Source organism: Microvirga splendida, from assembly GCF_016427565.1.
In the GTDB taxonomy this organism is placed as follows: domain Bacteria; phylum Pseudomonadota; class Alphaproteobacteria; order Rhizobiales; family Beijerinckiaceae; genus Microvirga; species Microvirga splendida.
In genome coordinates, this window is sequence record NZ_JAELXT010000002.1 from 337734 (window position 1) to 349581 (window position 11848).

Genomic DNA, 11848 nt, shown 5'->3' on the forward strand with positions numbered 1-11848 from the left:
CGGGTCACGGCACGTCATGCGCCATGCCCATGATCAGAGCATCGGACCCAAAAGTGGATTCCACTTTTGGGACCTATCCGATGCCCCTTCTCAAGCGGCGCATCGTGCGGAACCGGAGGTCCACGCGATGCGCTAGAGCGTCCGTGCCCCCTCCCTCAAAAGCGGCGCCAGACGATTGGCCCACGACGCCTGTCCGTCTTGTGTGCGGATCAGGTCGTTGCGGATTTCGATCATCAGCGGCGGCAGGCCACGCCTCTCGGCGTGGCGCTCCAGGGTGTGGAACACCCGGTCCGCTGGCGAATAGGGTTCGTTCATGCCGACGGTGAGCGCCGGATCCTGCCGGAGACCGGCCTCCACATGGCGGGCATAACGCTCGTCGCGGTTGAAGATGAGGCCGACCTGCCAGGGGCGCGGCACGTCCCGGTAGACGGGCGTGAAGGAATGGATCGACACGATGGCGCCGATCTGCCCGGCCGCGTGGCGTGCATCGGCAAAGGCATCGACCGCATCGTGGAAGGCATCGTAGACTTCGCGTACCCGATAGGCCTGCTCCGCCGCGTCGAGGTCGAGGTTGCCCGGAATCGTGGTGCGCTCGCTCAAGGTCCAGATCGAATCCGGCGCGGACGGTTCGCGGTTGAGGTCGAGCACGAGGCGCGAGACGGTCGCGTGGATCAGCGACGCGTCGAGCAGCCGCGAAAGCTCCCTGGCCACGCCGAGCGCGCCGGGATCCCAGGCGATGTGGCTTTCGAGTGCGTCTGGCCCGAGCCCCAGGGTGCCGTAGCGTGCCGGCAGATGGTTGGAGGCATGTTCGCAGATGAGAAGGATCGGCGAGCACCCATGAGGGTTTTCGATGGCGGCAACCGGCTGCCCTGCCGTAGCGGCAGAGGCTCGACCGGCTGTCACCCGACTCGCCTGCGTCATGCGGTTCTCCGTCGACCTGCCCTGGGCAGGAATTGTCCCCGGTTGAACGCTTGATACGTTTCTTATCGAATTCTCACGTTCTGAAATTTCTGATACAGCTTTTGGGAAGCGTCAAGGAGGGGCTGTGAATCAATCCGGTATGGGCGACGACCATCGCCTCCCTCCAGCAGACCCGCCGAGCCTCGCCGAGCGCATCCGGCTGGACATGGAATCCTTCACGCCCAGCGAAAAGCGCGCCGCCCACCTGCTCCTGAGCCATTATCCCTTCGCCGGCCTCGACACGGTGGCCGAATTCGCCTCCCGGGCCGGCATCTCGGCCCCGTCGGTCCTGCGCTTCGTGACCCGGCTGGGCTTCGGCGGCTTCCCGGACTTCCAGAAGCACCTGCGGGAAGAACTCGAGGCGCAGCTGCTGTCCCCGCTCGCCAAGGCAGGCCCCTCCGACAAGGGCCAGGGCGCTCCGGCTCTCGCGTCCTTTGCGGAAGCCGTGATCGGAAACCTGCGGGCGACGGTGGAGAACATCGCGCCGGCCGAGTTCGACGCGGTGGTGGCGCTCCTGTCCGATCCGCGCCGGTACATCCATTTCACGGGCGGGCGCTTCACGGGCGCGCTCGCGCGCTATGCGGAGAGCCATTTCCGCATCGTGCGCAGCCATGTGGACTTCATCGAGGGCCAGCCCGCCCTCTGGCGCGACCGGATGATCGAGATCGGCCGCAAGGACGTGATCGTCGCCTTCGACATCCGCCGCTACCAGGAGGATGTCACGGCGCTCTGCGAAACCGCCGCGAAACAGGGTGCGACGGTGGTGCTCCTGACCGATCCCTGGCTCTCCCCGATCGCTCGTGTCGCACGGCACGTGCTGCCGGCTCACATCGTCGCCCCGTCGAACTGGGATTCATCGGCCGGGCTTCTGCTGCTGACTGAGGCTCTCGTGGCGGCCGTGACCAAGCGCCTGTGGGAGACCGCAAAGCCGCGCATGGAGGCGGTGGAGCGGCTGCGCAACGAGCGATCCTGAGGGCTATTCCGCAGCCGCGGTCCTGTCCCGCTGCAGCCAGCCGATCAGGAACGGCAGCACGAGGCCGATGCCGAGGAAGCGCACCAGGTGGTGGATGCCCACGTAAAGTGGGTCCAGCCCGAGAATGAGCGCGAGAACCGTCATGGCTTCGAGCCCGCCCGGCGCGAAGGCGACCAGCCCGTTGGCGAAGCTCACGCCCGCAATCCACGCGGCCATGCCGGCAAACAGCGCGGCCACCACCATGCCGACGGTGAACGAGCCGAGCGCCGCGATGAAGGCGCGCTTCAGGGTCGCGCGCTGGATGTTGCGGAACCGCTCGGCGATGAAGAGGCCGATCAGCACGAGACCGCCCGTTGCGATGACCGGAGGGATCACGCCGGTGACCCATCCGGTCCCGTGGCTGACCGAACTCATCACCGTGGCGCCGAGCAGGATGGGAGCGGCAACCTTCAACTGCTTGAACACGGCTCCCAAGACCAATCCGCCGAGGAGGATGAAGGCCATGCCGCCCGGGCTCTCGACGGGGAAGCCTTCGCCGATCAGCGCGCCCGTGTTGCCGCCGTCGCCCGTGAGCACCACGAGGCTCGGCAGCAGGGCGATCAGCACGAACAGGCGAAAGTTCTGCACGATGGCGATGGAGGCGACCTCCGCCTTGCGCTCGGCCGCCACGGCAAGAACGGTGGATAGTGCGCCCGGCACGGAGGCCAGCACCGCATCGGCCCTGCGCCAGCCCGAGATACGCGTGAGCCACGCGGTCGAGGCCGCGGAGATCGCCACCACGCCGATCACCAGAAGAACGAGGCTGCCGGGATAGCGGCCCATGGCGGCAATGGCTTCCGGCGTCACCGCCGCGCCCATGGCGGCGCCCGAGATCAGCATGGCTGCGTCGGCGAGAGCACGCGGCAGGGGCACGGCCCATCCGGTGAGGCCCCACAGGGTGGCCCCAATGGCAGCTCCCGACAGCCACGCCGCCGGAACGCCGAGCCAGTGGAACACGAGGCCGCCGAGGGCGGCGATCAGGATCTGGACGAGCTGGGCGAGAAAGGGACGCATCACGGTGTTGCTCAATGGACGCCCTTCCCCCGCCCGTCAAATGTCGCTGGCGCGCACAGGCCATGCGATGGGCGAGTGTGCCGGCACGGAACGGCGCTTAAGCCACGAGCCGCGGCAGGGCCTCGCCGATGCGGCGGACCGCCTCTTCCACGTCCTCGGGCTTGCGCAGGTAGCACAGGCGCAGATAGCCCTCGCCTGCCTCGCCGAAGGCGGAGCCCGGCGCCAGGCCCACATTCGCCTCGTCGATGAGGCGGAAGGCGATGTCCTTGGAGCTGGTCGCGCCCTTGATCTTCAGGAACGCGTAGAAGGCGCCGCTCGGCGGCGGCAATTCCACGAGACCGGTTTCTGCGAGCCGTCCGACGATCTCGCGGCCCTGGCGGGCGCGGGCGATCTGGTCGGCCAGGAAGCTCTCGCCCTGCTCGATGGCCGCGACGCCCGCGCGCTGGATGAAGACCGGCGTTCCCGACGTCTGGTACTGCACCAGGTTCTCGATGACCTGCCCCAGGGCCGGCGAGGTCTCCAACCAGCCGAGGCGCCAGCCGGTCATGGCCCAGTTCTTGGAGAAGGTCTGAACGAAGATGATCTTGTCGTCCGGCTCCATCACATCGCGGAACGAAGGCGTGCGCCCGTCGATGGTGAGAGACGGATCATGGATGAAGCGGCTGTAGATCTCGTCCGCCACGATCCAGAGCCCGTGTCGGCGGGCGAGATCGAGGGCCGCGCGAAGATCGGCATGGCTCGCCACCCAGCCGGTCGGGTTCGACGGCGAGTTGACCACGAGCACCCGGGTGCGCGGCGTGATCGCCTTCTCGAGCCCTTCGAAATCGAGGTGCCAGCCCTTGTCGTCGATGGTCATCGGCACGGGCACGGGACGCGCCCCAGCGATGGTGATGGCACCGGCGAAGTTCGGCCAGGCCGGCGTGGGGATCAGCACCTCGTCGCCGTTGCCCGCGAGCATGCGGAACGCGATCTGCATGGCCGGCATGCCGCCGGAGGTCACGAAGAACCGCTCGGGATCGAAGGCCTTGCGGTAGACCTGCTCGTGATAGCGGGCGATGGCCTGGCGCAGTTCGGGAATGCCGCGCTGATAGGTGTAGAAGGTCTCGCCCTTAGCCAGCGACTGGGCCGCCGCCTCGCAGATGAAGGAGGGGGTCGGCAGGTCGCCCTCGCCCACCCAGAGCGGAATGATGCCGGGCTTCAGCCGGCCGTAGCTGAACACGTCCACGATGCCGCTGGTCGGCGCCTGCTCCGCTTCGGGGCGCAGGCTGAGAACGGACGGGATCGGCGCGGACGCATTCATGGGCAGCTTCCTTGGGATGGGGCGAACAGGCATGGCCCGTTCGCCCGCTCAAGGCAAGCGCCGAAGTTGTCTCATGACAAAAGGCAAAGAGTTCGATCGAAACCGGTGATGATTAGAGGCTGCGCCCGGTCTTCATCAGGTCGCGGATTTCGGTGAGCAGCTTCACGTCGGCCGGCACTTCGGGCGGCTTGTCGGCCGTGCCGGTCTTCGCGTCCTCCGTGCGGCGCAGGCGGTTCATGCCCTTGACCAGCAGGAACAGGATCCAGGCGATGATGATGAAGTTGATGGCAGCGGTGATGAAGCTCCCCCAGGCGAGCACGGCTCCCTGGTTCTTGGCTTCCTCGAGGGAGGCCGCCGTCACGTCGCCCGACAGGGCCGTGAAGTAGTTCGAGAAGTCGAGCCCGCCGGTGACGGCCCCGACGACGGGCATGAAGATGTCGCCCACCAGCGAATCCACGATCTTGCTGAAGGCAGCCCCGATGATGATGCCGATGGCCAGATCGACCACGTTGCCGCGAAGGGCAAATTGCTTGAACTCGTTCCACATGGCCGGACCTCCTCCTGCTTGGCTGCCAAGCTTAAGCTGTCCGGCAACGGAGTTTCGTCAAGCGGTGCGGCTGGCGAGCAGGTTCTGCAGGTCCAGCCGGCGGGTGACCATCTGGAGTTCGCCCTCAGACGTTCTCGGCCACTGATCCAGCGGCCGGTCCACGTAGAGCTCGATGCCGTTGCCGTCGGGATCGCTCAGGTAGAGCGCCTCGCTCACTCCGTGGTCGCTCGCGCCCTGCAGCGGGATCCCGGCCTCGACGAGCCGGTAGAGCGCATCGACCAGGGCCGCCCGCGTCGGATAGAGGATCGCCACATGGTAGAGCCCCGTGGTGCCGGGAGGCGGCGGGGAGCCGCCCTGGCTCTCCCAGGTGTTCAGGCCGATGTGGTGGTGATAGCCCCCGGCCGACACGAAGGCGGCCTGGGTGCCGTAGCGCTGCATCAGCTCGAAACCGAGAACGCCGCAATAGAAGGCGAGAGCGCGCTCGAGATCCGCCACCTTCAGGTGGACATGGCCGATCCTGACGCCGGGGTCGATGGGCCGAGGGTTCGTCATCGCCGTCTCCTTCAGGCGGAACGCGTGGACAACGCGGGAGCAGCCTTGGCCGATCCGCCCTGAAGGGCGAATGCGCCATTGCCGAGCAGGGCCTGAGCCGCAAGAGCCGCGATCCAGAAAGCGAGGAATTCCCAGCCGCCGTTCGGGTTGCTGAAGAAGAAGCCGGCCTTGCCGTGAACGAACATGATGGCGCCGAGGAGGATTGGGATCAGGGCCAAGGACACCCAACGGGTGAACAGGCCGAGGATCAGGGCAATGCCGCCGACTGCTTCCGCCGCGATGGTGAGGTAAGCCAGCGCCGGGGGCAGGCCGAGGCTGCCGAAGAACTGGGCGGCGCCGGCAGGCGTGAACACGAAGAACTTCAGGCCGGCATGGGCCAGGAACAGGACGCCGAGCGTGATGCGCAGGATCAGCGCGGCGTAGGGAGCGGTGCGGGTGTCAATCATCGAGAATCTCCTGAATGGTCCTCCGATATGACTTCAAACCCGCGACGTGATAATCCCAGCACTGGAATATCAACTCACACCGAGAGAGTGAGATCATCCCATGCTCGACCGGGTCACCAGCATGCAGGTCTTCGTCCGGGTCGCTGCGCTCGGCAGCTTCTCGGCGGCCGCACGGGCGCTCAATCTCTCCCAGACCATGGTCACAAAGCATGTGGCGGCCCTCGAGGAGAGGCTCGGGGTCAAGCTGCTGCACCGCTCCACCCGCAGGCTGGTGCTGACGGAGGGCGGCCGCTCCTATCTGGCGGCCTGCGAGCGCATCCTGGCCGAGATCGAGGAGGCGGAGGCCTCCGCCAGCCTCGACCGGATCGAGCCGAGAGGGACATTGCGGCTCAACGTGCCCCTCACCTTCGGCTTCCGCCATATCGCCCCGGCCCTGCCTGAATTCACCCGTCTTCACCCGGCCGTCTCGTTCGATCTCGGCCTCGCTGACCGCTTCGTGGATCTCATCGAGGAGGGGTGGGATCTGGCGATCCGGATCGGGCGGCTGAAGGATTCGACCCTTGTGGCCCGACGCCTTGCCCTCTGCCGCACGGTGGTCTGCGCCGCCCCTTCCTATCTGAAGGAGCATGGGACCCCGGAAACCCTCGACGACCTCGCCCGGCACAACTGCCTGGGCTACACCCTGCCGAGCACCATCGGGGCGAACCGCTGGACCTTCGGCCAGGACGGCGAGACCGTCGTGCCGGTGCAGGGCAACCTTCGCGCCAACAACGGCGACGCCCTGCTCGCTGCAGCCGTCGCCGGACAGGGGCTGATCTATCAGCCCACCTTCATCGTCGGCGATTGCCTGCGCGACGGCCGCCTCGTGCGCGTGCTCGGCGGCTATCCGACCTACCAGCCCGGCATTCATGCCGTCATGCCCTCCGGTCGCCAGGCCCCGGCCAAGGTGCGCGCCTTCATCGAATTCCTGGCCCGGCGCTTTGCGCCGGAGCCCGAATGGGACCGGGGCCTGTGATCAGCTGATGGTGGCCTTGTTATCCTTTAGCGGCTAAAGCTAATCGACGTCTGTTTTCGAGGGTTCACGCCTATGGTCGCCACCTGGGCCGTCGTGTTGTCGGCACTGGTCTATCTCTGCTTCCTGTTCACCGTGGCCTATTGGGGCGACAACTGGGGGCGGCGCTTCGTTCAGGGGCCGGCCCGCTCCACCATCGCGGCCCTCGCGCTCGCGGTCTATTGCACGTCCTGGACGTTCTTCGGATCGGTCGGGCTTGCGAGCCATTCGGGCTTCGACTTCCTCGCCATCTATATCGGCCCGATCCTGGTGATCGGCTTAGGGTTCCCGCTCGTCGCCCGGGTGGTGCGGGTGGCGAAGACCCAGAACATCTCCTCCATCGCCGACTTCGTCGCCGCCCGCTACGGCAAGAGCGAGCGCGTGGCGGCCCTGGTGAGCCTCATCGCCCTCGTGGGCTCCGTGCCCTACATCGCCTTGCAGCTCAAAGCGGTCGCGTCGTCGCTCGACGTGTTCCTGACGGCAGCCAACGGCGAGTCCCTGACCCAATTGCCGTTCCTCGGCGATCTCGCCCTTGTGGTCGCGCTCGTCCTGGCGGGCTTCGCCGTCGCCTTCGGCACGCGCCACACGGATGCGACCGCGCACCAGAATGGCCTTCTGCTGGCCATCTCCATCGAATCCCTGGTGAAGCTGGTCGCCTTCCTGATCATCGGCGGCTACATCACCTTCGTGATGTTCGACGGCTATGGCGACATCGTCCAGCGCCTCGACGCGCAGGGCACCACCTCCGCCCTGATGGAGCGGACATCGGGCTTCGGCAGCTACATCACGCTCATCCTGCTCTCGACCTGCGCCACGCTTCTGCTGCCGCGCCAGTTCCATGTCACCGTGGTCGAGAACCACGACAACGCGGACCTGAAGCGCGCCGCCTGGCTGTTCCCGCTCTACCTCATCCTCATCAATCTCTTCGTCATTCCCGTCGCCCTGGCAGGCATGGCGGCCTTTCCCGAGGGGACCATCGACCGGGACATGACGGTGCTCGCGCTGCCGCTCATGGACAATGCCGGCACGCTCGCGGTGATCGCGTTCCTCGGCGGCTTCTCCGCGGCCACCGCCATGGTCATCGTCGATTCCGTCGCCGTGGCGGTGATGATCTCGAACCATCTCGTCATGCCCATCGTCCTGCGGCGGCGCGCCTTCGCGGGCATCGACCCCGGCGGCTTCGTCATCGGCGTACGGCGTGTCTCCATCGTCGTGGTGATCCTGCTGGGCTATGCCTACTACCGCGCGTCGGGAGAGGCAGCGCTCGCGGCCATCGGGCTCCTGTCCTTCGCCGCCATCGCCCAGGTGGCGCCTGCATTCCTCGGCGGCCTCATCTGGTCGCGCGGCACGGCGCTCGGCGCCAGCGTCGGCCTTGTGGTCGGCTTCACCACCTGGGCCTACACGCTTCTTCTGCCGAGCCTCGTCTGGGACGGCGTGTTCTGGTCGGACGTGGTGGTCACGGGCCCGTTCGGCATCACGGCCCTGAAGCCCACATCCCTGTTCGGGGTCGATCTGCCTCAGCTCACCCATGGCGTCGTCTGGAGCCTAACGCTGAACATCCTGTGCTACGTCGCCTTCTCCCTGTGGCGGCCGGTCACGGCCATGGAGCAGATCCAGGCCAACGTGTTCCTCGGCGAGGCCGCGGCTTCCGCGACACCGAGCTTCCGCCTGTTCCGCGCCAGCGTGAGCGTCGGCGAGCTGCGCGCCACCGTCGCGCGCTATCTCGGCGAGGAGCGCACGTCCCGTTCGTTCGAAGGGTTCGCCCACAGCCGGGGCCAGAGCCTGGACACCCGCGCCGAGGCGGATATCCATCTCCTGCGCTATGCGGAGCACCTTCTGGCCTCGGCCATCGGCACCGCCTCCTCGCGCCTTGCCCTGTCGCTGCTGCTGCGCCGCCGCACCGTCTCCACGGAAGCCGCCCTCAAGCTGCTCGACGATGCATCGGCGGCGATCCAGCACAGCCGCGATCTTCTCCAGCATGCCCTCAATTATGCCAAGCAGGGCATCACGGTGATCGACAGCGACCTGCGTCTGCTGGCGTGGAACCAGGCCTTTCTCGACCTCTACGACATGCCGCCCAACTTCGTGCAGGTCGGGATCGGCATGGAGCAGATCGTACGCTACAACGCCTCGCGCGGCTCCTACGGGCCCGGCAAGATCGAGGATCTCGTGGCGGCACGCCTCCATTCCTTCCGCCACGATGTGGAGCCGGTGCGCCTCAGGCTCTATCCCTCCGGCAAGGTGATCGAGATCCGCTCGAACCTTCTGCCCGACGGCGGCCACGTGACCACCTACACGGACGTCACCGAGACCGTTCTGGCCGAAGAGGCGAGCCGTCGCGCCAACGAGACCCTGGAGCAGCGGGTGCGCGAGCGGACCGAGGAACTCACGCGCCTCAACGAGGCTCTCCGGAACGCCAAGGCGGAGGCTGACGAGGCCAACATTTCCAAGACGCGCTTCCTCGCCGCCGCCTCGCACGACATCCTGCAGCCGCTCAACGCGGCGCGCCTCTATGCCACGTCGCTCGTGGAGCGGGACCGCGAAGCCGGCGACGGAACGCTGGCCGAGAACATCGATGCATCGCTGGATGCCGTCGAGGAGATCCTTACCGCTATTCTCGACATCTCACGTCTCGATACGGGCGCCATGAAGCCGCAATGGTCGAGCTTCCGCATCGACGAGATGTTCCGCCAGCTGCAGCGCGAGTTCGAGCCTGTCGCGAAGGCCAAGAACCTGAAGCTCACCTTCGTCCCCTCCTCCCTGACGGTGCGCTCCGACCGGCGCCTCATGCGCCGCCTGCTGCAGAACCTGATCTCCAACGCGATCAAGTACACGCCTGCTGGGCGCGTGCTCGTCGGCGGGCGCCGGCGCGCCGGGCATCTCGTTCTCGAGGTCTGGGACACCGGCCTCGGCATTCCGACCTCCAAGCAGCGTGTGGTCTTCCGCGAATTCCAGCGCCTGGACCAGGGCATGAAGGTTGCGCGGGGCCTAGGGCTTGGCCTCTCCATCGTCGAGCGCATCGGCCGCGTGCTCAAGCACCCGATCACGCTCAACTCCGAGGTCGGGCGCGGTTCGGTCTTCCGGGTCGAGGTGCCCGTGGTGGCGGCTCTGCCGGCCACGGCCGCAGCGCCCGAGCCGCCGAAAGCTCCGGCGACCGTGCTGTCGGGCCTGCGCGTGCTGGTCATCGACAACGAGCCCGCCATCCTGGAGGGCATGCGTCTTCTGCTCACGGGATGGGGGTGCGAGGTCTGGACGGCGTCGGATCTCGAGACGGCCCATCAGGCGCTGCGCACGCACAAGGGGCTGCCCGAAGTCATCATCGCCGATTACCACCTCGACGACACGGACGGGCTGGAGCTGATCAAGGCCCTGCGGTGGAAGACGCAGGTCGACACGCCCGCCGTGCTCGTGACGGCCGACCGCACGCCGGCCGTGCGCGAGGCCGCCGCGGCCATGAACATCCACGTTCTCAACAAGCCGCTGAAGCCTGCGGCCTTCCGGGCGCTGCTGACCCAATGGCGGGCCACCCGGGTGGCGGCGGAATAAAGACGGTTTCCTTCGTCATCCCCGGACTTGTTCCGGGGATGACGCGAGAGATGCTCCTTACGGCGTGTTAGCCGACCTCAGCGCCTCATCGACCGCCGCAACGGCATGGATGGTCGTGGTGTCGAACAGCGGCACGGCGCTGTCTTCATCCTTGACGAGCAGCATGATCTCGGTGCAGCCGAGGATGATGCATTGCGCGCCGCGCTCGATCAGGCGCGCGATAATCTCGCGATAGGCTTGGCGCGACTCCGGCCTGACCTGCCCGAGCACGAGTTCCTTGTAGATGATCTCATGGACGACCCGACGGTCGTCCTCATCCGGTACGATCACGTCGAGGCCGTGGCGCTGCTGCAGGCGGCCCTTGTAGAAATCCTGCTCCATGGTGAAGGCGGTGCCGAGGAGACCGACCCGCTCGAAGCCCGAAGCCTTGATCCTCTCGGCCGTGGGATCGGCGATGTGAAGCAGCGGGATGCTCACCGCCGACGTGATGTCATCCGCCAGGCGATGCATGGTGTTGGTGCAGACGACGATGAAATCCGCTCCGCCGCGCTCCAGCCGGAGTGCTGCTTCCTTCATCAATTCGGCAAGCTTCTCCCATTCACCGTCGTGCTGGAGCCGCTTGATCTCGTCGAAGTCGAACGAGAACATCAGGCATTGCGCCGAATGTACGCCGCCGAGCCGCCGGTTCGTCTCCTGGTTGATGATGCGATAATACTCGGCCGAGCTTTCCCAGCTCATGCCGCCGATGAGCCCAATGATCTTCATCGCGGACCTTTATGGATTGGGCGTGTAGGGAGCGCGGCCGCTCGCAAGCGCATCGTCGAGCAGGTCGAGCCTGTCCTGACCCCAGAACACCTCGCCGTCGAGCACATAGGCCGGGGAGCCGAAGACATCGCCCGCCACGGCGTTCTCGAGGTTGAGCGCATAGATCGCCTCGGTGGTGCTGCCGGTGGCCACGTCCATCAGCGTGGACGAGTCGAAGCCGGCCTGCTCCGCCAGTTCCGTGAGGACCAGCGGGTCGGCGAGGTTGCGCTCCTCCTCCCAGATTGCCGCGTAGGCCCGGCGCAGGAAGGGATCCGGGCTCTTGCCGGAGGCATTGATGGCGATCACGAAACGGTCCGCGAGGTTCACGTCGAAGGGCCAGTGCTTCGGGGTGATGTTGAAGGACAGCCCGCGCTTCTCGCGCCAGCGCTGGAGTTCCAGAATCCGGTAGCGCTGGCGGGCCGGATGGCGCTGGGGCAGCGGCAGGCCGCCGGTTTCCGCGAAGACACGGCCGAGAAAGACCGGCTTGTAATTGACCTCGACGCCGTGCCTCTGGACGATTTCCATGAAGGGCGCATGGCCGATATAGGCCCAGGGGCTCACGAGGGAGAAGTAATAGTCGATGATGCGGGGCATGGGTCCGATTCGGGGTTGGCAG

At 66.7% G+C, this 11848-nt stretch carries 11 protein-coding genes; 3 read left to right on the forward strand and 8 right to left on the reverse strand.

Annotation, left to right across the window (positions count from 1 at the left end):
- Positions 1–132: 132 nt before the first annotated feature.
- A complete protein-coding gene (locus tag JAO75_RS03785) occupies positions 133–903 on the reverse strand; it encodes an N-formylglutamate amidohydrolase (RefSeq protein WP_425523149.1) in 771 nt (256 codons plus the stop codon).
- A gap of 142 nt (positions 904–1045) precedes the next feature.
- On the opposite strand from JAO75_RS03785, the gene JAO75_RS03790 reads away from it, so the two are divergent.
- Positions 1046–1933, forward strand: coding sequence for a MurR/RpiR family transcriptional regulator (locus JAO75_RS03790; RefSeq protein ID WP_343234545.1), 888 nt, complete (start codon positions 1046–1048; stop codon positions 1931–1933).
- Between the two features lie 3 nt (positions 1934–1936).
- Here the strand turns inward: JAO75_RS03790 and JAO75_RS03795 are convergent, their stop codons facing one another.
- From JAO75_RS03795 to JAO75_RS03815, 5 genes are all read right to left on the reverse strand, one after another.
- A complete protein-coding gene (locus tag JAO75_RS03795) occupies positions 1937–2986 on the reverse strand; it encodes an AbrB family transcriptional regulator (protein WP_199046794.1) in 1050 nt (349 codons plus the stop codon).
- Between the two features lie 97 nt (positions 2987–3083).
- Entirely contained in the window at positions 3084–4286 is a 1203-nt protein-coding gene (locus JAO75_RS03800) for a pyridoxal phosphate-dependent aminotransferase (protein ID WP_199046795.1), read from the reverse strand.
- A gap of 112 nt (positions 4287–4398) precedes the next feature.
- Entirely contained in the window at positions 4399–4833 is a 435-nt protein-coding gene (gene mscL / locus JAO75_RS03805) for a large conductance mechanosensitive channel protein MscL (RefSeq protein ID WP_199046796.1), read from the reverse strand.
- Between the two features lie 57 nt (positions 4834–4890).
- Positions 4891–5385, reverse strand: coding sequence for a VOC family protein (locus JAO75_RS03810; RefSeq protein ID WP_199046797.1), 495 nt, complete (start codon positions 5383–5385; stop codon positions 4891–4893).
- Positions 5386–5396: 11 nt separating this feature from the next.
- Positions 5397–5831, reverse strand: a complete 435-nt coding sequence (locus tag JAO75_RS03815; RefSeq protein WP_199046798.1) for a DoxX family protein — start codon at positions 5829–5831, stop codon at positions 5397–5399.
- Between the two features lie 100 nt (positions 5832–5931).
- Between JAO75_RS03815 and JAO75_RS03820 the strand changes: the two genes are divergently transcribed.
- Together JAO75_RS03820 and JAO75_RS03825 are read left to right on the forward strand one after the other, a co-directional pair.
- Complete coding sequence (locus tag JAO75_RS03820) at positions 5932–6846, forward strand: LysR family transcriptional regulator (RefSeq protein ID WP_199046799.1); 915 nt, start codon at positions 5932–5934, stop codon at positions 6844–6846.
- Positions 6847–6918: 72 nt separating this feature from the next.
- The gene (locus JAO75_RS03825) at positions 6919–10428 is read left to right on the forward strand and encodes a PAS domain-containing hybrid sensor histidine kinase/response regulator (protein ID WP_199046800.1); all 3510 of its coding nucleotides are present in this window, start codon (positions 6919–6921) and stop codon (positions 10426–10428) included.
- A 57-nt stretch (positions 10429–10485) separates the two neighbouring features.
- On the opposite strand, the gene JAO75_RS03830 is transcribed toward JAO75_RS03825, so the two are convergent.
- Both JAO75_RS03830 and JAO75_RS03835 read right to left on the reverse strand, forming a co-directional pair.
- Complete coding sequence (locus JAO75_RS03830) at positions 10486–11193, reverse strand: aspartate/glutamate racemase family protein (protein WP_199046801.1); 708 nt, start codon at positions 11191–11193, stop codon at positions 10486–10488.
- A 9-nt stretch (positions 11194–11202) separates the two neighbouring features.
- The gene (locus JAO75_RS03835) at positions 11203–11826 is read right to left on the reverse strand and encodes a 2-hydroxychromene-2-carboxylate isomerase (protein ID WP_199046802.1); all 624 of its coding nucleotides are present in this window, start codon (positions 11824–11826) and stop codon (positions 11203–11205) included.
- Between the last annotated feature and the right edge of the window lie 22 nt (positions 11827–11848).